We start from the raw sequence: 21771 nt of genomic DNA, 5'->3' as shown, positions 1-21771 counted from the left end.
TGTGACGATAATCTCAGCAATCTCGCTGCCACGAGATAAATCATATCTAATTCTGATAAAGCCATTTACCAGAATTAGACAGAATGATTATTACTCTTTCGGATCTTTGCCGGCGAGCAGTTTATCCAGCTCATCGCCGCCAACGTGACGGAAATCCTGACCTTTGACGAAGTAGAAAATATATTCGCAGATATTCTGGCAGCGGTCGCCAATACGCTCGATGGAGCGCGCGCAGAACAGCGCGGTCAGGACGCTGGGGATAGTGCGCGAGTCTTCCATCATGTAGGTCATCAGCTGGCGTACGATGCCTTCATACTCCTGGTCGACTTTTTTATCTTCGCGATAGATACGTACCGCTTCGTCGAGATCCATACGCGCAAACGCATCCAGTACGTCATGCAGCATCTGCACCGTGTGACGGCCCAGCGATTCGAGGCTCACCAGCAGCGGCTGGTGCTGCTGGGAAAACTTCTCCAGCGCGGTGCGGCAGATTTTATCCGCCACGTCGCCGATGCGTTCCAGCTCAGCGATAGTCTTGATGATCGCCATCACCAGGCGCAGGTCGCTGGCGGTCGGCTGGCGCTTGGCGATGATGCGCACGCAGGCCTCGTCGATCGCCACTTCCATCATGTTGACCTGCTTGTCGCCGTCGATGACGCGTTTCGCCAGATCGCTGTCCTGGTTATGCATGGCGGTGATCGCATCAGAAAGCTGTTGCTCCACCAGCCCACCCATGGTCATCACCTGGGTGCGGATATACTCCAGTTCAGCGTTGAACTGGCCGGAAATATGTTTGTTAAGATTTAGGTTGTCCATGGTGTCTCCTGATTGCCCAACTGGTGAGAGCCTGAAAGCACAAGGGCAAATCAACCGTAGCGGCCAGTAATATAATCTTCAGTTTGTTTCTTCGCGGGCTTGGTAAACAGGTCGTCCGTGTTGCTGAACTCAATCAGCTCGCCAAGATACATAAATGCCGTATGGTCGGAGCAACGCGCAGCCTGCTGCATGTTGTGAGTCACGATAACGACGGTGTAGTCCTGTTTCAGCTCGGTGATCAGCTCTTCGATACGCCCGGTGGAGATCGGGTCCAGCGCGGAGCACGGCTCATCAAGCAGCAGCACTTCCGGGCGGATCGCGATACCGCGGGCAATACACAGACGCTGCTGCTGACCCCCGGAGAGAGAATACCCGCTCTGGTGCAGTTTATCTTTGGTTTCGTTCCATAATGCGGCTTTGGTCAGCGCCCACTGCACGCGCTCGTCCATATCGGCACGGGACAGCTTTTCAAACAGGCGCACGCCGAAGGCGATATTGTCATAAATGGACATCGGGAACGGCGTTGGTTTCTGGAACACCATGCCAACCTTAGCGCGCAGCAGGGCGATATCCTGGGTGTTGGTCAGAATGTTGTCGCCATCCAGCAGGATCTCGCCTTCCGCACGCTGCTCCGGATACAGTTCGAACATTTTGTTGAACGTGCGCAGCAGGGTGGATTTACCACAGCCTGACGGACCGATAAACGCCGTCACCTGGTTTTTGGTGATATCCAGGTTGATGTTCTTCAGGGCATGGAATTTGCCGTAGTAGAAGTTCAGGTTACGAACTGAAATCTTACCCGGAGCTGTATTCACCATACTCATCTCTATCTCTTCCTCATTCAGCGCAGCAGTCGCTGCGCCGCAAAAAATTAACCGTGTTTCTTCTTGGCGAAGATAACGCGCGCCAGGATGTTCAGCAGCAAGACGCACAGGGTGATAATCAATACCCCGGCCCATGCCAGTTGCTGCCACTCCGCAAACGGACTCATGGCAAATTTGAAAATGGTCACCGGCAGGTTAGCAATCGGCTGCATCATGTCGGTGCTCCAGAACTGGTTGGACAGCGCAGTGAACAGCAGCGGCGCCGTTTCCCCGGCGATACGGGCGATAGCCAGCAGGATCCCGGTCATAATCCCTGAGACGGACGCTTTCAGGGTGATCGCCGAGATCATCTTCCACTTCGGCGTCCCCAGCGCATAGGCCGCTTCACGCAGGCTATCCGGCACCAGCTTCAGCATGTTTTCGGTGGTACGAATAACGATAGGCACCTGCAGCAGCGCCAGTGCGATAACGCCCGCCCAGCCCGAGAAGTGCTGCATCTGCGCCACCACGATGGTGTAGACAAACAGGCCGACCACGATAGACGGCGCGGAAAGCAGAATATCGTTGATAAAACGGATGATTTCCGCCAGCACCGATTTGCGGCCATACTCCGCCAGATAAATTCCGGCAAGGATACCCAGCGGCGTACCAAAGACGGTTGCCCACAGGATCAGCAGGCCGCTGCCGGCGAGGGCGTTAGCCAGGCCACCGCCCGCCGTATTCGGCGGCGGCGTCATTTCGGTGAAGAGCGCCAGACTCATGCCATCGAAACCGCGGGTTATCGTCGCCATCAGGATCCAGATAAGCCAGAACAAACCAAACGCCATGGTCGCCATCGACAGCGCCAGAGCGATACGGTTCTTCATACGACGTTTGGCCTGCATCTTGCGACGGGACTCCGCCAGCTCGGTAGAGATTTGCAATTCAATGGTCGCCATTAGCGTGCCCCCTCATTCTTCGCGAGGCGCATAATCATGAACTTAGACGCGGCCAGAACGATAAAGGTGATAACGAACAGGATCAGGCCCAGCTCCATCAGCGCCGCCACGTGCAGGCCGGTTTCCGCTTCGGCGAACTCATTAGCCAGCGCGGAGGTAATACTATTCCCTGGCATATACAACGAGATGCTGTCGAGCTGGTAGGTGTTGCCGATAATAAAAGTTACCGCCATGGTTTCACCCAGCGCGCGGCCCAGACCGAGCATCACCCCGCCGATCACCCCATTCTTGGTGAACGGTAAGACAATGCGCCAGATCACCTCCCAGGTGGTGCAGCCGATGCCATAGGCCGACTCTTTCATCATCACCGGCGTCTGTTCGAAAACATCACGCATGACCGCGGCGATATAAGGGATGATCATGATGGCCAGAATGACGCCAGCGGCGAGAATACCGATACCAAACGCCGGGCCGGCAAACAGCGCGCCGACGAACGGGATGCTCGACAGGACGTTACCGACCGGCTCCTGGAAGTAAGTCGCAAACAGCGGGGCGAAAATAAACAGGCCCCACATGCCGTACACGATACTCGGGATTGCCGCCAGCAGCTCAATCGCAATGCCCAGCGGACGCTTGAGCCAGGCGGGGGACAGTTCGGTCAGAAACAGCGCGATGCCAAAGCTCACTGGGACGGCGATCAGCAGCGCGATAAAGGAGGTCACCAGGGTTCCGTAAATCGGTACCAGCGCGCCGAAGATTTCGTTGGGCGCATCCCACTCTTTGGTCCACAAAAAAGCAAAGCCAAACTTTTGAATGCTCGGCCAGGAAGAGATGATCAGGGAAACGATGATGCCGCCCAGCATCAATAGCACAATCAGCGCAGCCAGTTTTACCAGCGCACTGAAAATCATGTCACCCTTTTTCCCCGGAGGGGTAAATGCAGGCTTGGTTGCAGCCATAGATTACTCTTTACGTATTAAAACTTGTTCGAATAAATGCCCGGTGGCGTTCGCTCCCGGGCCTACAGTCTGAACCGTAGGGCGGGCAGCGCCTGAACGCCCCCGCCATCTTCGTCAAAAATCTACTGTTAGTACAGCGCTTTACCGCTGCTGTCTTTGACGTTGGTTTTCCATGCCGCGCGAACCTGCTCTACCACGCTTTCCGGCAGCGTCGCGTAATCCAGCGCATTCGCTTCTTTCCCGCCGTTTTTATACGCCCAGTCGAAGAACTTCAGCACTTCAGCGGTCTGTTCCGGCTTGTTGGTCGCCTTATGCACCAGGATGAAGGTGGTTGAGGTGATCGGCCATGCATTTTCGCCTTTCTGGTTGGTCAGGTCCTGAGCGAAAGACTTGCTCCAGTCAACGCCTTTTGCGGCGTTAGCGAAGTTGTCTTCAGTCGGGCTAACCGGCTTGCCGTCGGCAGAGACCAGCTTGGTATACGCGAGGTTGTTTTGCTTGGCGTAAGCGTATTCAACGTAACCAATCGAGCCCGGCAGACGCTGAACAAAGGCGGCGATACCGTCGTTGCCTTTACCGCCCAGGCCGGTTGGCCAGTTAACGGTAGAGCCGGCGCCGATTTTCGATTTCCACTCTTCATTCACTTTGGACAGGTAGCTGGTGAAGACGAAGGAGGTACCGGAACCATCGGCGCGGCGGACCACGGCGATGTTCTGCGACGGCAGCTTCAGGCCCGGGTTGAGTTTAGCGATCGCTGCGTCATCCCATTTTTTAATTTTACCCAGGTAGATATCACCGAGGGTTTTGCCATCCAGCACCAGTTCGCCGGATTTCACGCCAGGCAGGTTAACCGCCAGTACCACGCCGCCAATCACGGTCGGGAACTGGAACAGACCTTCCTGGGTCAGTTTGTCATCAGCCAGCGGAGCATCAGAAGCACCGAAATCAACGGTGTTGGCAATAATCTGCTTAACGCCACCAGAGGAACCAATACCCTGGTAGTTCACTTTATTGCCGGTTTCTTTCTGATAGGTGTCAGCCCATTTGGCATACACCGGCGCAGGGAAAGTTGCGCCTGCGCCAGTCAGGCTTGCTGCTGCGAAGGCAGAGAAAGCGCTCATCGATAAGGTCGCGGCGACAACTGTTGCGACGGTGGTACGCATAACGTTCATAATGTCTCCTGCTGGGATTCGTAAATCATTGTTTCGAGGCTATGGTGAGCAAAATAGGTCAAAGAGGTGACAGTAAAATGTACGAATTATGACAGTTTTATGACAGGCAGAAAGAAGGGATTTTACAGCAAATAATAAATATATAACTCAGATAGTTATCTGTAATCATGACCGTGCAATGACAGAATAATTTTCTTTTTATGACAGCGAAATCGGACCGCAAAACGTTCGTTTGTCACCTACCGCCAGCCAAAATATTTCGCGCAAGTTCGGTAATAAACAGCAGGTGAAAATAAAAAGGGCCGCCGCCGGCAGCCCTTTGCAAGTAATGATGGTTTTACTCAACCGTTACCGATTTCGCCAGGTTACGCGGCTGGTCAACGTCAGTGCCTTTGATCAGCGCGACGTGATAAGCCAACAGCTGCAGCGGTACCGTATAGAAGATAGGGGCGATCGTCTCTTCGACATGCGGCATCTCGATGATGTGCATGTTGTCGCTACCGTTGAAGCCGGCTTCACCGTCGGCGAAGACATACAGCTCACCGCCGCGGGCACGAACCTCTTCGATGTTGGATTTCAGTTTTTCCAGCAACTCGTTGTTCGGCGCCACCACAATCACCGGCATTTCCGCATCAATCAGCGCCAGCGGGCCGTGCTTAAGCTCGCCCGCCGCATAGGCTTCCGCGTGAATGTAGGAGATCTCTTTCAGCTTCAGCGCCCCTTCCATGGCGATCGGGTACTGATCGCCGCGGCCAAGGAACAGCGCATGGTGCTTATCAGAGAAACGCTCCGCCAGCTGCTCAATACGCTTGTCCTGGGAGAGCATCTGCTCGATACGGTTCGGCAGGGCCTGAAGGCCGTGCACGATATCATGCTCGATAGACGCATCCTGACCTTTCAGTCGCGCCAGCTTCGCCACCAGCATCAACAGCACGGTTAGCTGAGTGGTAAAGGCTTTGGTCGAGGCCACGCCGATTTCCGTTCCGGCTTTGGTCATCAGCGCCAGATCGGACTCACGCACCAGTGACGAGCCCGGTACGTTGCAGATAGCCAGCGAGCCGAGATAGCCCAGCTCTTTCGACAGACGCAGCGCCGCCAGGGTATCGGCGGTTTCACCCGACTGGGAGAGGGTGATCATCAGGCTATTGCGACGCACCGCGGACTTGCGATAGCGGAATTCCGAGGCGATTTCTACATCGCATGGGACGCCGGCTAATGCTTCGAACCAGTAACGGGAGACCATCCCGGAGTTATAGGAAGTCCCGCAGGCAACAATCTGAATATGTTCAACCTGAGCCAGCATTTCATTGGCGTTCGGCCCCAGCTCGCTGAGATCCACTTCGCCATGGCTGATGCGCCCGGTCAGGGTGTTCTTAATCGCGTTCGGCTGCTCGAAAATCTCTTTCTGCATATAGTGGCGGTAGATACCTTTATCGCCAGCGTCATACTGCAGATTGGATTCGATCTCCTGGCGTTTCACTTCCGCGCCGGATTTATCGAAAATCACCACCGAGCGGCGAGTGACTTCGGCAATATCGCCCTCTTCGAGGAAGATAAAGCGGCGGGTCACTGGCAGCAATGCCAGCTGGTCGGAAGCGATAAAGTTTTCGCCCATTCCCAGGCCAATCACCAGCGGGCTACCGGAGCGAGCCGCCAGCAGGGTTCCCGGGTCACGGGTATCCATGATCACCGTACCGTAGGCGCCGCGCAGCTGTGGAATAGCGCGCAGCACGGCTTCACGCAAGGTACCGCCTTGTTCCAGCTCCCAGTGCACCAGATGGGCGATAACTTCGGTATCGGTCTCGGTGACGAAGACATAGCCGCGAGACTGCAGCAGGGCACGCAGCGGCTCATGGTTCTCAATGATCCCATTATGGACCACCACAATGTGTTCAGAAACATGCGGATGCGCATTGCTCTCGGACGGTTCGCCGTGCGTCGCCCAGCGAGTATGGGCGATCCCGGTACCACCATGTAACGGCTGCTCTTCTACCGCCTGAGCCAGCATCTGAACTTTACCCAGGCGACGCACGCGGGTCATATGACCTTCGCTGTCGACCACCGCCAGACCGGCAGAGTCATACCCACGGTATTCCAGACGACGTAAACCTTCGAGAAGGATTTCAGCAATATCACGCTGCGCGACTGCGCCAACAATTCCACACATAGTTAAATTTCCTGATAATGGCGATATGCCATGCGTTGTCGCTGACCTGTATTTGCCCGTTTTCCGGGCGCCCCGAGCCTTGTAGAGAGTGGGGTTATTGTTATGGTACTGCCTGCGGACGGGGGTCTATATTGACCCTCTCATCCTGGTTCGCCGGGCATATTTCCCCGGCGATAATCCAAATTATTTCTTCTTCACCGGACGCTGCCAGCCCTGTTTGTGGACCTGCGGTACGCGGCTCAACACCAGTTCGTTATCGGCGATATTGCGCGTGACGGTGGTCCCGGCGGCGATAGTGACGCCGTTGCCTACCGTGACGGGCGCCACCAGCTGGGTATCCGAGCCGACAAAGACATCATCGCCAATAATCGTTTTATGCTTGTTCGCACCATCGTAGTTGCAGGTGATGGTGCCCGCGCCGATATTGACGTTATCACCGATCTCCGCATCGCCCAGATAGGTCAGATGACCCGCCTTGGAGCCTTTCCCGAGACGCGCTTTTTTCATTTCCACGAAGTTGCCAACGTGGGCGCCTTCCAGCAGTTCGGCGCCTGGACGCAGACGGGCAAATGGGCCGATGGTGCAGGCAGCCTGCAGCTGGGCATCTTCCACCACGCTATAGGGGCTAATTTCGCAGTCATCGCCGATGGTGCTGTTTTTGATCACGCAGCCGGCGCCGATTTTCACACGATCGCCCAGCACCACATTGCCTTCCAGAATAACGTTAGTATCGATCTCCACATCGCGCCCGTGCTGCAGCGTACCGCGCAGATCGAAACGCGCCGGATCGCGCAGCATCACGCCCGCCAGCAGTAATTTTTCTGCCTGCTCAGCCTGGTAGACGCGCTCCAGGCGCGCAAGCTGCAGGCGATTGTTGACGCCTTCGACTTCGCTCAGGCGCTGCGGATGCACCGCGACGATCTCGCGCCCTTCCTGATACGCCATGGCGATGATATCGGTGATGTAGTATTCGCCCTGAGCGTTGTTATTGGTGAGCTTCGCCAGCCAGCGCTTGAGGTCTGCTCCGCCGGCGATCAGGATCCCGGTGTTGATTTCCTGGATCTGGCGCTGGGCCTCGCTGGCATCTTTGTGCTCAACGATGCCCGTCACCTGGTCATTTTCACGGGTAATGCGGCCGTAGCCCGTTGGGTCATCCAGCTTCACCGTCAGCAGACCAATGCCACCCAGTGGTTTCGCGGCGCGCAGGCGCTGTAGCGTCTCAACCGAGATCAGCGGCACGTCGCCATAGAGCATCAGAATGTCTTCATCATCATTGAAGAAGGGTGCGGCCTGCTGCATAGCGTGTCCGGTTCCGAGCTGCTCAGCCTGCAGCACCCAGTTCAGGTTGTCTTCATGGAGGGTCTGACGCAGCAGATCGCCACCGTGACCGTACACCAGATGCACCGCACATGCGCCTAAATCGTTAGCGGCATCAATGACATGCTGCACCATTGGCTTCCCGGCCAGGGTATGCAGCACCTTAGGAAGATCGGAATACATGCGGGTCCCTTTGCCTGCGGCAAGGATAACCACGCTCATCGCACTATTTGACATACTCATCCTGACGGTAGTTAGAACGGAAAGTAAAAGCCTTTCACGTTGAAATTTCTACATATTTTTCATCATAAAACGAGACGTGGAGAAAACGCCCAAGCCCGCGGTTATACACCATTTTATGACGCTATTTTTAACCACTGCAAATCAGTTTAACGCTGAAAAAGGGGGGTGGGGAGGGTAATCATTGACTATCTCACTGCTTTTGCTGTTTTTTCGCCACCTGAATAAAGCGGCAGAGCGCGGCCCTATTGGCGGAGATCAACAGGAGATGAGCCGACTGAGTGTAAATCAGCCGCAGGCAGGGAAGAGCTGAAGTGATTGGTGGCATCAATAAAATACAAAAGGCCACCGCCAGGTGACCTTCATTTACCGGTTGCACATCGCCAGTGTTGTCGTTTTGATGGGCGATACGTCGTGCAAGCCGGGGAATAGCGCGTGGCTTAGAAGCTCAGTACGCTGAATTTGGCGATGATTTTATGGAACAGTTTCATGATGATTTCCTGACGCAGGTGCAGTTTGATAACGCTCTTTATGTGACATACATCACAAAAATAGAGTCTACGCCTCATCATTTAACTAATCAATAACAATTAAGGGTGGATCCTGTTTTCACTTTATCCGCTCGCCAGCCGCTGGCCATAAAAAAAGCCAGCCTGGAAACCAGACTGGCTTTTTACGTTCAAGCCGGTGTTACATCGCTTTTTTGGTCAACTCGATAACGCGCAGTTTAGCGATCGCTTTGGCCAGTTCCGCAGACGCCTGAGCGTAATCCACATCGCCATGGGAGCTCTTAATGTGCTCTTCGGCTTTGCGTTTCGCTTCCAGCGCTCGCGCTTCGTCGAGGTCCTGACCGCGAATTGCGGTATCCGCCAGAACGGTCACGCTGCCAGGCTGCACTTCAAGAATGCCGCCAGACAGATAGATAAACTCTTCATGACCGTGCTGTTTAACGATGCGAATCATACCAGGCTTAATGGCGGTGAGCAGCGGCGCGTGTCCCGGGTAAATACCCAGTTCACCTTCGCTACCCGTTACCTGGATTTTTTCGACCAGACCAGAGAACATTTGTAACTCTGCGCTGACGACGTCCAGGTGGTAAGTCATTGCCATATCACCCTCCGATTAAGGCGTTAAAGTTTTTTGGCTTTTTCCACGGCTTCGTCGATGGAACCGACCATGTAGAACGCCTGCTCTGGCAGGTGATCGTATTCGCCTTCCATGATGCCTTTAAAGCCACGGATAGTGTCTTTCAGCGCCACGTATTTGCCCGGAGAACCGGTAAAGACTTCTGCTACGAAGAACGGCTGGGACAGGAAGCGCTGGATCTTACGTGCGCGAGCTACCACCAGTTTGTCTTCTTCAGACAGTTCGTCCATACCGAGGATGGCGATGATATCTTTCAGTTCCTGATAACGCTGCAGGATGGACTGAACGCCACGCGCGGTGTCGTAGTGTTCCTGACCAACAACCAGCGGATCCAGCTGACGGCTGGTGGAGTCCAGCGGGTCAACGGCCGGGTAAATACCCAGGGAAGCGATCTGACGGCTCAGTACTACTGTTGCATCTAAGTGAGCAAAGGTAGTGGCTGGGGATGGGTCAGTTAAGTCATCCGCCGGTACGTATACCGCCTGTACGGAGGTGATAGAACCGGTTTTGGTGGAGGTGATACGTTCCTGCAGAACGCCCATCTCTTCCGCCAGAGTCGGCTGATAACCTACCGCTGAAGGCATACGACCCAGCAGTGCGGATACTTCAGTACCGGCCAGGGTGTAACGATAGATGTTATCGACGAACAGCAGAACGTCACGACCTTCGTCACGGAATTTCTCAGCCATGGTCAGGCCGGTCAGCGCAACGCGCAGACGGTTTCCCGGCGGCTCGTTCATCTGGCCGTACACCAGGGATACTTTATCGATAACGTTGGAGTCGGTCATTTCGTGGTAGAAGTCGTTACCCTCACGAGTACGCTCACCGACGCCCGCAAACACAGAGTAACCGGAGTGCTCGATCGCGATGTTACGGATCAGCTCCATCATGTTTACGGTTTTACCTACACCCGCACCACCGAACAGACCAACTTTACCGCCCTTCGCGAACGGACACATCAGGTCGATAACTTTGATACCGGTTTCCAGCAGTTCCTGAGAGCTGGACAGCTCTTCATAGGAAGGTGCTGCGCGGTGGATAGCCCAACGCTCTTCTTCACCGATGTCGCCTTTCATGTCGACCGGCTGACCCAGTACGTTCATGATACGACCCAGTGTAGCTTTACCTACCGGGACTTCGATTGGGTGCTCGAGGTCTTTTACTTCCAGACCGCGGCGAAGACCATCGGAAGACCCCATGGCGATGGTACGAACGATACCGCCGCCGAGCTGCTGCTGAACTTCCAGCACCAGAACTTCTTTACCATTCTGCACCTCAAGAGCTTCGTACACGCGCGGTACGGCATCCTGAGGGAATTCGACGTCAACTACGGCGCCGATTACCTGGACAATTTTTCCAGTAGCCATCTTGAATCCTCTACGAATTAACCTGGTTATACCGCGGATGCACCACCGACGATCTCGGTGAGTTCCTGAGTAATGCTGGCCTGTCGAGCTTTGTTGTATACCAACTGCAGCTCTTTAATCAGGCTGCCGCCATTGTCGGTCGCGGCTTTCATCGCCACCATACGTGCGGCCTGCTCGCTGGCCAGGTTTTCTACCACGCCCTGATAGACCTGAGATTCGACATAACGACGCAGGAGGGTATCCAGCAGCGCTTTCGGATCGGGTTCGTACAGGTAATCCCAGGATTTACGTTTCAGATCAGCGTCTTCTGATGCCGGTAACGGCAGCAGCTGAGTGATCGTCGGAACCTGAGACATGGTGTTAATAAATTTGTTGCTGACAACGTACAGCTTGTCCAGACGGCCTTCATCATAGGCCTGCAACATCACTTTTACCGGGCCGATCAGTTCGGACAGGGAGGGGTTATCCCCCATACCGGTCACCTGTGCAACCACGTTACCGCCAACGGCGTTAAAGAAAGAGACGCCCTTAGAGCCGATCATTGCGAGGTCGCACTGAACGCCTTTATCGGACCATGCTTTCATTTCCGCCAGCAGTTTCTTGAACAGGTTAATGTTCAAGCCGCCGCACAGACCACGGTCGGTCGACACCACCAGGTAGCCCACGCGCTTAACGTCGCGTTCTTCCAGGTAAGGGTGCTTATATTCCAGATTACCGTTCGCAAGGTGACCAATCACTTTGCGCATAGTATCTGCGTAAGGACGGCTGGCCGCCATACGCTCCTGCGATTTACGCATTTTGGAAGCGGCGACCATCTCCATCGCTTTAGTGATCTTTTGCGTGTTCTGGACGCTTGCGATCTTACTACGTATCTCTTTTGCGCCGGCCATGAGCTTCTCCTCAATGCCTTGCGGCCTGCCCTAAGACAGACCGCCAGACGTTACCAGGACTGGGTTGCTTTGAAGGAATCGAGGATGCCTTTCAGCTTGCCTTCGATTTCGTCGTTATAGCCACCGGACTGGTTAATCTCTTGCATCAGCGGAGCGTGATCACGGTCGACGTAAGCCAGCAGAGCGGCTTCGAAGCTACCGATTTTCGCCAGTTCTACATCAGCCAGGTAACCACGTTCTGCTGCGAACAGAACCAGAGACTGCTGCGCAACGGACATCGGCGCATACTGTTTCTGTTTCAGCAGTTCGGTCACTTTCTGACCGTGGTCCAGCTGTTTGCGCGTTGCATCGTCAAGGTCGGATGCAAACTGGGAGAACGCTGCCAGTTCACGATACTGCGCCAGTGCGGTACGGATACCACCGGACAGTTTCTTCATGATCTTGGTCTGCGCTGCACCACCAACACGGGATACGGAGATACCCGGGTTAACCGCAGGACGAATACCGGCGTTGAACAGGTTGGTTTCCAGGAAGATCTGACCATCGGTAATGGAGATTACGTTGGTCGGAACGAATGCAGAAACGTCACCCGCCTGCGTTTCGATAATCGGCAGTGCGGTCAGAGAACCGGTTTTCCCTTTCACTTCACCTTTGGTGAAAGCTTCAACGTATTCGGCGTTAACACGCGCAGCACGCTCCAGCAGACGAGAGTGGAGGTAGAATACGTCGCCCGGGAAGGCTTCACGTCCTGGCGGACGACGGAGCAGCAGGGAGATCTGACGATAAGCAACAGCCTGTTTAGACAGGTCATCGTAAATGATCAGCGCATCTTCACCGCGGTCGCGGAAGTATTCGCCCATTGCGCAACCCGCGTATGGCGCCAGGTATTGCAGTGCAGCAGATTCGGATGCAGTCGCTACCACCACAATGGTGTTAGCCAGCGCGCCGTGCTCTTCCAGTTTACGCACCACGTTAGAGATGGTGGACGCTTTCTGGCCGATAGCAACATAGACGCACTTGATACCGGAATCACGCTGGTTGATGATGGCATCGATAGCCAGCGCAGTTTTACCGGTCTGACGGTCGCCGATGATCAGTTCACGCTGACCACGACCGATTGGGATCATGGCGTCAACGGATTTATAACCGGTCTGTACCGGCTGATCGACGGACTGACGTTCGATGACGCCCGGTGCGATCGCTTCTACGGCGGAGAAACCGTCGTTTTCCAGCGGACCTTTACCATCAATTGGCGCGCCCAGGGTGTTAACCACACGGCCCAGCAGGCCACGGCCAACCGGAACTTCCAGGATACGGCCAGTACATTTAACCTTCATGCCTTCGGCGAGGTCAGCATACGGACCCATCACCACGGCACCAACGGAGTCACGCTCCAGGTTCAATGCGATAGCGTAACGGTTACCCGGCAGGGAGATCATCTCACCCTGCATACATTCGGCAAGGCCGTGGATGCGGATAACACCGTCACTTACAGAAACAATAGTACCTTCGTTATGAGCTTCGCTCACAACATTGAACTGAGCAATGCGCTGCTTGATCAGTTCGCTGATTTCGGTGGAATTCAGTTGCATGCTCCAGTCCCCTTAAGACTGCAAGACGTCTGCAAGGCGATCAAGACGGCCGCGTACGCTGCCATCAATGACCATATCACCCGCACGGATGATAATACCTGCCATAACAGACTTATCGATTTTGCAATTCAGCTTAACTTTGCGTGACAGACGTTTTTCCATCGCGCTGACGATCCTGGCAAGCTGTTCATCACTCAGTTGGTTGGCAGATATTACTTCTACCTCTGCGATGGCCTCACTGGCCGCGCGCAGGTGAATGAATTGCTCAAGAACGTCCGGGAGCACCTTCAGACGATTGTTTTCCGCCATCACCTTAATCAGGTTCTGGCCGTTTTCGTCGAGTTGCTCACCGCAGATAGCGATAAACGCTTCTGAGAGCGTTTCCGGCGCCAAAGCACCGGAGAGAAGCTCTGCCATTTGGTCGTTTTTGGTCACTTCGGCGGCAAACGCCAGCATATCCTGCCAGCGTTCAACACTGTTGTGTTCGACGGCAAAGTCAAAAGCTGCTTTGGCGTAGGGGCGAGCTACCGTTACAAATTCAGACATCAGCCCCTCCCTCCTTACAGTTCAGCGACAAGTTTATCCACGATGTCGCTGTTAGCAGCTTCATCCACGGAACGTTCGATGATCTTCTCGGCGCCAGCAACAGCCAGGATAGCGACCTGCTTACGCAGCTCCTCACGTGCACGTTTACGCTCAGCATCAATTTCAGCCTGCGCTTGTGCAACGATTTTGGTGCGTTCCTGTTCTGCTTCAGCTTTAGCTTCGTCCAGAATCTGAGAGCGACGCTTGTTCGCCTGCTCAATGATTACCTGGGCTTCCGCTTTCGCTTTTTTCAGCTGGTCGGTCGCGTTGGCCTGTGCAAGGTCCAAATCTTTCTTAGCGCGTTCTGCAGAAGCTAAACCGTCAGAAATCTCTTTCTGGCGTTTTTCGATGGCAGCCATTAAAGGCGGCCATACGTACTTCATGCAGAACCATACGAAGATAACAAACGCGATGGCCTGGCCGAGGATTGTTGCGTTCATGTTCACAGCACAATACCTCTTTAATTAACTCTGTGGCTTAGGTTTCTAACAACTTACTACGCGACGGCGAACATCACGTACAGACCCAGACCTACAGCGATCATCGGGATAGCATCCACCAGACCCATAACGATAAAGAACTGAGTACGCAGCAGAGGAATCAGATCCGGTTGACGCGCTGCGCCTTCCAGGAATTTACCTCCGAGGATGCCGATACCGATCGCAGCACCGATTGCCGCCAGACCCATCATCACAGCGGCAGCCATGTACAGCAGATCCATATTCAGGTTTTCCATGACAGTCTCCAGTTTGTTTCAGTTAAAACGTAGTAGTGTTGGTAAAAATCAATGCTCTTCAGACGCCATCGACAGATAGACAATCGTCAGAACCATGAAGATGAAGGCTTGCAGCGTAATAATCAGGATGTGGAAAATGGCCCAAGGCACATTCAGAACCCACTGTGACCACCACGGCAACAGACCAGCAATCAGAATGAAAATCAGCTCACCGGCATACATGTTGCCGAACAGTCGCAGACCGAGAGAAACCGGTTTGGACAGCAGGCTTACCCCTTCAAGGATTAAGTTGACAGGAATGAACGCCCAGTGATTGAACGGCTGCATGGTCAGTTCTTTAACGAACCCACCTACGCCTTTCATTTTGATGCTGTAGAAAATAATCAGGATGAACACGCCAAGCGCCATCGACAGGGTGATGTTCACGTCGGCAGACGGAACCACGCGCAGTGCAGGCAGGCCGAAAATGTGTTCGCCGATATAAGGAATCAGGTCGATTGGCAGCAGGTCCATCAGGTTCATCAGGAAGACCCAGACGAACACGGTCAGCGCCAGCGGCGCGATAACCTTGCTCTTGCCATGGTACATGTCTTTGACGCTGCCATGGACGAAGCCGATGATCATTTCGATGAAGGTCTGGAATTTCCCTGGTACGCCGCTGGTCGCTTTCTTAGCAACGCTACGGAACATGGCCAGGAACAGCAGACCGAGAACCACCGAGAAGAACATGGAGTCAATGTTGAGCGTCCAGAAGGTGGCCGGGGGGTTGTGCGGATCCACCAGCGAGAAAGTACGCAAGTCAATCTGAAGGTTGTTCAGATGGTGACTTATGTATTCCTGCGGCGTCATATTTTCTGAAGCCATGATGCCTTTTACCCTTTGTTGTTGATTACAGCTGGCGCCAGAACTTGTACCACCAGCACCAAAACCCACGTCACGATCAGCGGCATAAATACCACTTTTAAAACAGCCAGCGCCATCGCCAGAAGGGCGAAGGTCAGCAACACCTTGAAGGCTTCACCGAAGGCGAAGGTCCAGGCCACACGGCCTTTTGCTGGTGTATGCGCCTGATGACGCCAGGCAAAAATCATAAACATCAGGTTCGGCAAAACCACCGCCAAACCGCCGCATACTGCGGAAATGCCCCAGAAGGGGTCTTTGAGGCTGAACAGCAGTCCACTTGCTATTACTGCCAGTAACTGAATAAACAGAAGCTTGCGAGCAACGTTTCGACTCAAGAGCGACACTGACATCACGTTTTTACTCCTGCTCCCTTTGAGGTATGTCGCGTGTCGTATAAAACGTCCTTTAAGACGAAGAGTCAAGCATCAAAAAGCGGACAAATTATACGGTGACGCCCCGTGATTTCAAACAATAAGTAGCAAAATAGTGAATAAATGTTTAATTATTTTCCAACGGACAACTTTCCGTGCATTTCAGCGTTCTGTGAGCAGTCATACAAAACTGCAAATAACGTGGAAACACGGCAATTAAAGCGTGCATTAGATCACATAATAAACATTTCAAGCGCCCTTTAATGAATCAAGGACATAAAACACTATTTTTCATGCTTTTGATATTCAAGATAAAAAGTGAGGACATTATCTAAAACAACCTCACATACAATAAAAACCTTTTATTGACATTTATAATAAAAATTTAACATCACTATGCTGTTTATCTGTGTCGATTTTTAGCACACTGATATTTTCAAAGTTGACTATTTTGTCAGTGAATCACTTACGCTAAGTTAACTGCAAGAAAAGCCATAGTAAAAACATGGTTAAATGCAGCCCGATAATATCGGGAGGTGACCTTTATTTTTGTAACATCCGCAGGCCACATTTTTTCCACATTTTTTGATAAAAACTAACGCGATTTTGGCGTGATCACCACCAGGTGCCGCTCCCCTTCCAACTGAGGAACATGCAGCTCAATCACCTCAGCAATGGCATATCCTTCCGGCAGGTTTTCCATTTCGTCTTTTTGCGCTAACCCTTTGAGTGCATAGAAGTGACCGTTCGCTGCCGGCAGATGATGGCACCAGCTCACCATATCATTGAGCGATGCGAAGGCGCGGCTTATCACACCGTCAAACGGCGGTTCGGCCGGGAAGGCTTCCACGCGGCTCTGCACCGGGGTGACATTATCCAGCTTCAGCTCATGCTGCACCTGACGCAGGAAGCGCACGCGCTTGCCGAGACTGTCGAGCAGGGTGAAATGCGACTCCGGACGCACGATGGCCAGTGGAATGCCAGGGAGCCCCGGTCCGGTCCCGACATCGATAAAGCGCGAGCCCTGCAGATAAGGCGCCACGATGATGCTGTCGAGGATATGACGCACCAGCATCTCATTCGGATCGCGAACGGAGGTCAGGTTATAGGCTTTGTTCCACTTATCGAGCAGCCCGACGTAGGCCACCAGCTGGTTTTTCTGGTGATCGGTGAGCGAAATACCCGCTTCATCCAGCAGACGAGAAAGTTTGTTGAGCACAGTCTGTACCTTCAAAAAATAATGAGCCCGGAGGCGCTAACGCTTACCGGGCTATGAATGATAAAGGCGAACGCTGATTATGCAACAGTGAAATCAGCGCAGGCAGGCGGCCGCAATCAGGCGCTGCGGCGCAGCATCCCCTGCTTTTTCAGCCAAACCAACAAAATAGAGATCGCCGCCGGCGTGATCCCGGAAATGCGTGACGCCTGCCCTATCGACGACGGCTTATGGTCGTTCAGTTTGGCGATCACTTCGTTAGACAGCCCGGTGACCTGGCGGTAATCGAGCGTCGCCGGCAGCACGGTATTCTCATTACGCTGCTGTTTCTCGATCTCATCCTGCTGGCGAGCGATGTAACCTTCATACTTCACCTGGATCTCTACCTGCTCGGCCGCTTGTTGATCTTCCAGTCCCGGTGCGAACGGCGACAGCTGAATCAGTTGCTCGTAGGTCATTTCCGGACGACGCAGTAGATCTTCACCACTCGCTTCACGCGACAGCGGCGCCGTCAGGTGAGCATTCACTTCGGCGGCGCTCTCTGCCTGCGGGTTCACCCAGGTCGATTTCAGACGCTGACGTTCACGTTCAATGCTTTCCAGCTTTTCGTTGTACCGCGCCCAGCGTTCATCGTCCACCAGACCCAGCTCACGCCCCTGTTCGGTCAGGCGCAGGTCGGCGTTATCTTCGCGCAGCATCAGACGATATTCGGCACGGGAGGTAAACATGCGGTACGGTTCTTTGGTACCCAGGGTGCACAGGTCATCCACCAGCACGCCGAGATAAGCCTGATCGCGACGCGGCGCCCAGCCCTCTTTTTCCGCAGAGAAGCGGGCAGCGTTAAGTCCAGCCAGCAGACCCTGAGCAGCGGCTTCTTCATAACCGGTGGTACCGTTGATCTGGCCGGCGAAGAACAGACCCTGAATAAATTTGCTCTCAAGCGTTGGCTTCAGATCGCGTGGGTCGAAGAAATCGTACTCAATGGCGTAGCCAGGACGGACGATCCGCGCGTTCTCCATCCCCTGCATTGAGCGGACGATTTGCATTTGCACATCAAACGGCAGGCTGGTGGAGATACCGTTCGGATAAATTTCGTTTGAGGTCAGGCCTTCCGGTTCAAGGAAAATCTGATGTTGGTTGCGATCGGCAAAGCGCATGACTTTGTCTTCGATCGACGGACAATAGCGTGGCCCGATCCCTTCGATCACCCCAGCGTACATTGGGCTGCGATCGAGGTTATTACGGATCACGTCATGGGTTTTCTCGTTGGTGTGGGTGATATAGCACGGCACCTGGCGCGGATGCTGATCCGCGGATCCCATGAACGAGAAGACCGGCATTGGGTTATCGCCGTGCTGTTGCGCCAGCACGCTGAAATCGATGGTGCGGGCGTCAATACGCGGTGGGGTTCCGGTTTTCAGGCGGCTTACGCGCAGCGGCAGCTCACGCAGACGACGAGACAGTGGAATTGACGGCGGATCGCCGGCACGCCCGCCGCTGTAGTTATCCAGACCAATATGGATTTTGCCATCGAGGAAGGTTCCGACGGTCAGCACCACCGCTTTGGCACGGAATTTGAGGCCCATCTGAGTGACGGCGCCCACGACGCGATCGTTTTCCACAATCAGATCTTCCACTGCCTGCTGGAAGATCATCAGGTTCGGCTGGTTCTCCAGCGCGGTGCGTACCGCCTGACGATACAGCACGCGGTCTGCCTGGGCGCGAGTGGCACGTACCGCGGGCCCTTTGCTGGCGTTTAGTATTCTAAACTGAATACCCGCCTGATCGATCGCGGTTGCCATCAATCCGCCGAGTGCGTCCACTTCTTTTACCAGGTGTCCTTTCCCAATGCCGCCAATCGCCGGGTTGCAGCTCATCTGCCCCAGCGTGTCGATATTGTGTGTCAAAAGCAGGGTTTGTTGGCCCATTCGTGCTGCGGCCATCGCGGCCTCAGTGCCTGCATGACCCCCGCCAATGATAATGACGTCAAAAGGATCCTGATAAAACATGGTGATCTGCCTCGCATAACGCGGTTTGAAAATGGATTGAAGCCCGGGCCGTGGATTCTACTCGGCTTTGGTCTTTTGAGAAAGACTCCGGGATCCTGAGTATTAAAAAGAAGATCTTTATATAGAGATCTGTTCTATTGTGATCTCTTATTAGGATCGACTCTCTTTGTGGATAAGTCGGATCCACGATGTAAGATCAAAAGCTTAAGAAGGATCACTATCTGTGAATGATCGGTGATCCTGGTCCGTATAAGCTGGGATCAAAATGAAGGGTTATACACAGCACAAAAACCATACGACGGTTATTCTTTGGATAACTACCGGTTGATCCAAGCTTTTAAGCATGGTTATCCACAGAAGATCCGACGATCTTTACAATTCTCAGAGCAAATTTTTCCAGGATCCCAGCCAGATTTCCGCTGGATCCTCCGGAATTTCATGTTCCAGTACGTTAATTTTCAGCGTTTCGCCGATCTGTTTTGCGCCGCTGGCCTTCAATGCTGCTTCTAATTTATCGATCGCCCCGCAGAAGGTGTCGTATTCGCGGCTGCCGATCCCGATGGCGCCAAAGCGCACGGCGGAAAGATCGGCCTTCTGCTCCAGCAATGCGTCATAGAAGGGAACCAGGTTGTCGGGAATGTCGCCGGCGCCATGCGTTGAAGAGATAACTAACCAGATCCCTTCCGCCTGCAGATCGTCAACCAGCGGACCGTGCTGGATTTCAGTGCTGTAGCCGGCTTCTTCCAGCTTTTCCGCCAGATGCTCTGCTACATATTCCGCACTGCCCAGGGTGCTGCCGCTGATAAGTGTAATGTCTGCCATGATCGCCGATCGCCCGCTCAACTGTTCAGAGTGGCGTATTGTACGCTGTGAGCGAGCTGGGATCTACCTGTGGAAAAATGTGGGATTAAAAAAAGCGATCAGGGCTTGATGGTACGCATGATCGGGTTCTGCAGCACGATCAGCGTCTCGGTGGACTGAATTTCATCAATTGTTTGGATCTTGTTGATAAGTACCTGCTGCAGGGCATCGATGGATTTACACATCACCTTAATAAAGATGCTGTAGTGGCCGGTGGTGTAATAAGCCTCGGTGACCTCCTCCAGGCTTTCCAGGCGGGCAAGGGCGGAAGGGTAGTCCTTGGCGCTCTTGAGAATAATGCCGATAAAGCAGCCGACATCATAGCCCAGCTGCTTGGGGCTGACGTCAATGCGCGCACCGGTAATGATACCCGCCTGTTTCATCTTTTCGACGCGCACATGAATGGTGCCCGGGCTGACGCTGAACTGTTTAGCCAGTTCGGCATAGGCGGTACGGGCGTTGGCCATCAGCGCATCGAGAATGCCGCGGTCCAGATTGTCGATCTGATAATTTTCCATATCTTTTTCTTATGAAGTTTGAGGGTTCTTGCTATTTTAGCTTCATATTTTGATGAATTAAAAGTCGATGCGGCTTTTTATTGATTGATTATTGTATTGCGGCCCTGTTTTGTTGCTTAATCAATGGCAACAGGACGCAGGAGTTATAAAAATGAAAACCGCATATATCGCAAAACAACGCCAGATCAGTTTCGTTAAATCCCACTTTTCCCGTCAGCTGGAAGAGAAGCTTGGCCTGATTGAAGTCCAGGCGCCAATCTTAAGCCGCGTGGGCGATGGGACGCAGGATAACTTGTCCGGCTGCGAGAAAGCGGTTCAGGTAAAAGTGAAAACACTGCCCGACGCCCAGTTCGAAGTGGTTCATTCGCTGGCGAAGTGGAAGCGTCAAACCCTGGGACAACACGACTTCAGCGCGGGCGAAGGGCTGTACACGCACATGAAGGCCCTTCGCCCCGATGAAGACCGTCTGACGCCTATCCATTCCGTCTATGTCGACCAGTGGGACTGGGAGCGCGTGATGGGCGATGAAGAGCGTCACGTCGGCACTCTGAAGGCAACCGTCGAGGCGATCTACGCCGGGATCAAAGCTACCGAGCTGGCGGTCAGCCAGGAATTTGGCCTGAAGCCTTTTCTGCCGGAACAGATCCATTTTGTTCACAGCCAGGAGCTGCTGAGCCGCTATCCCGATCTTGATGCCAAAGGCCGTGAGCGAGCCATTGCCAAAGAGTTGGGGGCCGTCTTCTTAATTGGTATCGGCGGCAAACTGTCTAACGGTAAGCGCCACGATGTGCGTGCGCCGGATTACGATGACTGGAGCACAGAGGTTTCTGAAGGCTTTGCCGGTCTGAACGGCGATATCCTGGTATGGAACCCGGTGCTGGAAGATGCCTTCGAGATCTCCTCAATGGGGATCCGCGTTGACGCCGAAGCGCTGAAGCGCCAGCTGGCCGTGACTGGCGATGAAGATCGCCTACAGCTTGAATGGCACCAGGCGCTGCTGCGCGGCGAGATGCCGCAGACTATCGGCGGCGGCATTGGCCAGTCTCGTCTGACGATGCTGCTGCTGCAGCTTGACCATATCGGCCAGGTACAGTGCGGCGTATGGCCGGCCCAGGTTCGCGAAAGCGTTTCCGCGCTGCTGTAATGA

General features: G+C 53.9%; 21 protein-coding genes. 1 reads left to right on the top strand and 20 read right to left on the bottom strand.

Features of this window, described 5'->3' with window-relative positions:
- Window positions 1–90 precede the first annotated feature (90 nt).
- The 20 genes from phoU to asnC form a co-directional block, all read right to left on the bottom strand.
- Window positions 91–816, bottom strand: a complete 726-nt coding sequence (gene phoU, locus DTA24_RS00170) for a phosphate signaling complex protein PhoU (RefSeq protein WP_004145007.1) — start codon at window positions 814–816, stop codon at window positions 91–93.
- A gap of 50 nt (window positions 817–866) precedes the next feature.
- Window positions 867–1640: a phosphate ABC transporter ATP-binding protein PstB gene (gene pstB, locus DTA24_RS00165; protein WP_004145006.1), complete on the bottom strand. Its 774-nt coding sequence runs from the start codon at window positions 1638–1640 to the stop codon at window positions 867–869.
- Window positions 1641–1687: 47 nt separating this feature from the next.
- A complete protein-coding gene (pstA, locus tag DTA24_RS00160; RefSeq protein ID WP_123836508.1) occupies window positions 1688–2578 on the bottom strand; it encodes a phosphate ABC transporter permease PstA in 891 nt (296 codons plus the stop codon).
- The gene (pstC, locus tag DTA24_RS00155; protein ID WP_123836507.1) at window positions 2578–3537 is read right to left on the bottom strand and encodes a phosphate ABC transporter permease PstC; all 960 of its coding nucleotides are present in this window, start codon (window positions 3535–3537) and stop codon (window positions 2578–2580) included. Before pstC ends, pstA begins: the two co-directional genes overlap by 1 nt.
- A gap of 128 nt (window positions 3538–3665) precedes the next feature.
- The gene (gene pstS / locus DTA24_RS00150; protein ID WP_012543307.1) at window positions 3666–4706 is read right to left on the bottom strand and encodes a phosphate ABC transporter substrate-binding protein PstS; all 1041 of its coding nucleotides are present in this window, start codon (window positions 4704–4706) and stop codon (window positions 3666–3668) included.
- 337 nt (window positions 4707–5043) lie between these two features.
- Window positions 5044–6873 carry a glutamine--fructose-6-phosphate transaminase (isomerizing) gene (gene glmS, locus DTA24_RS00145; RefSeq protein ID WP_008806727.1) on the bottom strand — a complete coding sequence of 610 codons (1830 nt, stop codon included), beginning with the start codon at window positions 6871–6873 and terminating at the stop codon, window positions 5044–5046.
- A 183-nt stretch (window positions 6874–7056) separates the two neighbouring features.
- A complete protein-coding gene (gene glmU, locus DTA24_RS00140; protein ID WP_016162025.1) occupies window positions 7057–8427 on the bottom strand; it encodes a bifunctional UDP-N-acetylglucosamine diphosphorylase/glucosamine-1-phosphate N-acetyltransferase GlmU in 1371 nt (456 codons plus the stop codon).
- Between the two features lie 693 nt (window positions 8428–9120).
- Window positions 9121–9540 (bottom strand): F0F1 ATP synthase subunit epsilon, encoded by a 420-nt coding sequence (locus DTA24_RS00125; protein ID WP_008806724.1) that lies wholly within the window; start codon window positions 9538–9540, stop codon window positions 9121–9123.
- Between the two features lie 20 nt (window positions 9541–9560).
- Window positions 9561–10943 (bottom strand): F0F1 ATP synthase subunit beta, encoded by a 1383-nt coding sequence (gene atpD / locus DTA24_RS00120; RefSeq protein ID WP_008806723.1) that lies wholly within the window; start codon window positions 10941–10943, stop codon window positions 9561–9563.
- 26 nt (window positions 10944–10969) lie between these two features.
- Entirely contained in the window at window positions 10970–11833 is an 864-nt protein-coding gene (gene atpG / locus DTA24_RS00115) for a F0F1 ATP synthase subunit gamma (RefSeq protein ID WP_008806722.1), read from the bottom strand.
- A 50-nt stretch (window positions 11834–11883) separates the two neighbouring features.
- The gene (gene atpA / locus DTA24_RS00110) at window positions 11884–13425 is read right to left on the bottom strand and encodes a F0F1 ATP synthase subunit alpha (RefSeq protein ID WP_012543303.1); all 1542 of its coding nucleotides are present in this window, start codon (window positions 13423–13425) and stop codon (window positions 11884–11886) included.
- Between the two features lie 12 nt (window positions 13426–13437).
- Complete coding sequence (atpH, locus tag DTA24_RS00105) at window positions 13438–13971, bottom strand: F0F1 ATP synthase subunit delta (protein ID WP_004202307.1); 534 nt, start codon at window positions 13969–13971, stop codon at window positions 13438–13440.
- Window positions 13972–13985: 14 nt separating this feature from the next.
- Window positions 13986–14456, bottom strand: a complete 471-nt coding sequence (atpF, locus tag DTA24_RS00100) for a F0F1 ATP synthase subunit B (RefSeq protein ID WP_004107293.1) — start codon at window positions 14454–14456, stop codon at window positions 13986–13988.
- 50 nt (window positions 14457–14506) lie between these two features.
- The gene (gene atpE, locus DTA24_RS00095) at window positions 14507–14746 is read right to left on the bottom strand and encodes a F0F1 ATP synthase subunit C (protein WP_000429386.1); all 240 of its coding nucleotides are present in this window, start codon (window positions 14744–14746) and stop codon (window positions 14507–14509) included.
- Between the two features lie 48 nt (window positions 14747–14794).
- A complete protein-coding gene (atpB, locus tag DTA24_RS00090) occupies window positions 14795–15610 on the bottom strand; it encodes a F0F1 ATP synthase subunit A (RefSeq protein ID WP_012969241.1) in 816 nt (271 codons plus the stop codon).
- 8 nt (window positions 15611–15618) lie between these two features.
- Window positions 15619–15999: a F0F1 ATP synthase subunit I gene (gene atpI, locus DTA24_RS00085; RefSeq protein WP_008806719.1), complete on the bottom strand. Its 381-nt coding sequence runs from the start codon at window positions 15997–15999 to the stop codon at window positions 15619–15621.
- A gap of 616 nt (window positions 16000–16615) precedes the next feature.
- On the bottom strand, window positions 16616–17239 hold the full coding sequence (gene rsmG / locus DTA24_RS00080) for a 16S rRNA (guanine(527)-N(7))-methyltransferase RsmG (RefSeq protein WP_016162027.1): 624 nt from the start codon (window positions 17237–17239) through the stop codon (window positions 16616–16618).
- A gap of 116 nt (window positions 17240–17355) precedes the next feature.
- Window positions 17356–19245, bottom strand: a complete 1890-nt coding sequence (gene mnmG, locus DTA24_RS00075; protein WP_012543302.1) for a tRNA uridine-5-carboxymethylaminomethyl(34) synthesis enzyme MnmG — start codon at window positions 19243–19245, stop codon at window positions 17356–17358.
- 381 nt (window positions 19246–19626) lie between these two features.
- Window positions 19627–20067, bottom strand: coding sequence for an FMN-binding protein MioC (gene mioC / locus DTA24_RS00070; RefSeq protein WP_008806716.1), 441 nt, complete (start codon window positions 20065–20067; stop codon window positions 19627–19629).
- Between the two features lie 98 nt (window positions 20068–20165).
- Window positions 20166–20624, bottom strand: a complete 459-nt coding sequence (asnC, locus tag DTA24_RS00065; RefSeq protein WP_002882510.1) for a transcriptional regulator AsnC — start codon at window positions 20622–20624, stop codon at window positions 20166–20168.
- A 151-nt stretch (window positions 20625–20775) separates the two neighbouring features.
- Here asnC and asnA point away from each other — a divergent pair, with 151 nt between their 5' ends.
- Window positions 20776–21768, top strand: a complete 993-nt coding sequence (gene asnA, locus DTA24_RS00060) for an aspartate--ammonia ligase (protein ID WP_012543301.1) — start codon at window positions 20776–20778, stop codon at window positions 21766–21768.
- Window positions 21769–21771: the final 3 nt, after the last annotated feature.

Source organism: Klebsiella sp. P1CD1 (assembly GCF_003790505.1).
Classification (GTDB): domain Bacteria; phylum Pseudomonadota; class Gammaproteobacteria; order Enterobacterales; family Enterobacteriaceae; genus Klebsiella; species Klebsiella variicola.
This window is presented reverse-complemented; position numbering and strand designations above follow the sequence as displayed.

Excerpts from the sequence above, each read along its gene's own strand:
- phoU (WP_004145007.1), bottom strand. The coding sequence starts at position 816 with ATGGACAACCTAAATCTTAACAAACATATTTCCGGCCAGTTCAACGCT.
- pstB (WP_004145006.1), bottom strand. The coding sequence starts at position 1,640 with ATGAGTATGGTGAATACAGCTCCGGGTAAGATTTCAGTTCGTAACCTG.
- pstA (WP_123836508.1), bottom strand. The coding sequence starts at position 2,578 with ATGGCGACCATTGAATTGCAAATCTCTACCGAGCTGGCGGAGTCCCGT.
- pstC (WP_123836507.1), bottom strand. The coding sequence starts at position 3,537 with ATGGCTGCAACCAAGCCTGCATTTACCCCTCCGGGGAAAAAGGGTGAC.
- pstS (WP_012543307.1), bottom strand. The coding sequence starts at position 4,706 with ATGAACGTTATGCGTACCACCGTCGCAACAGTTGTCGCCGCGACCTTA.
- glmS (WP_008806727.1), bottom strand. The coding sequence starts at position 6,873 with ATGTGTGGAATTGTTGGCGCAGTCGCGCAGCGTGATATTGCTGAAATC.
- glmU (WP_016162025.1), bottom strand. The coding sequence starts at position 8,427 with ATGTCAAATAGTGCGATGAGCGTGGTTATCCTTGCCGCAGGCAAAGGG.
- DTA24_RS00125 (WP_008806724.1), bottom strand. The coding sequence starts at position 9,540 with ATGGCAATGACTTACCACCTGGACGTCGTCAGCGCAGAGTTACAAATG.
- atpD (WP_008806723.1), bottom strand. The coding sequence starts at position 10,943 with ATGGCTACTGGAAAAATTGTCCAGGTAATCGGCGCCGTAGTTGACGTC.
- atpG (WP_008806722.1), bottom strand. The coding sequence starts at position 11,833 with ATGGCCGGCGCAAAAGAGATACGTAGTAAGATCGCAAGCGTCCAGAAC.
- atpA (WP_012543303.1), bottom strand. The coding sequence starts at position 13,425 with ATGCAACTGAATTCCACCGAAATCAGCGAACTGATCAAGCAGCGCATT.
- atpH (WP_004202307.1), bottom strand. The coding sequence starts at position 13,971 with ATGTCTGAATTTGTAACGGTAGCTCGCCCCTACGCCAAAGCAGCTTTT.
- atpE (WP_000429386.1), bottom strand. The coding sequence starts at position 14,746 with ATGGAAAACCTGAATATGGATCTGCTGTACATGGCTGCCGCTGTGATG.
- atpB (WP_012969241.1), bottom strand. The coding sequence starts at position 15,610 with ATGGCTTCAGAAAATATGACGCCGCAGGAATACATAAGTCACCATCTG.
- atpI (WP_008806719.1), bottom strand. The coding sequence starts at position 15,999 with ATGTCAGTGTCGCTCTTGAGTCGAAACGTTGCTCGCAAGCTTCTGTTT.
- mnmG (WP_012543302.1), bottom strand. The coding sequence starts at position 19,245 with ATGTTTTATCAGGATCCTTTTGACGTCATTATCATTGGCGGGGGTCAT.
- mioC (WP_008806716.1), bottom strand. The coding sequence starts at position 20,067 with ATGGCAGACATTACACTTATCAGCGGCAGCACCCTGGGCAGTGCGGAA.
- asnC (WP_002882510.1), bottom strand. The coding sequence starts at position 20,624 with ATGGAAAATTATCAGATCGACAATCTGGACCGCGGCATTCTCGATGCG.
- asnA (WP_012543301.1), top strand. The coding sequence starts at position 20,776 with ATGAAAACCGCATATATCGCAAAACAACGCCAGATCAGTTTCGTTAAA.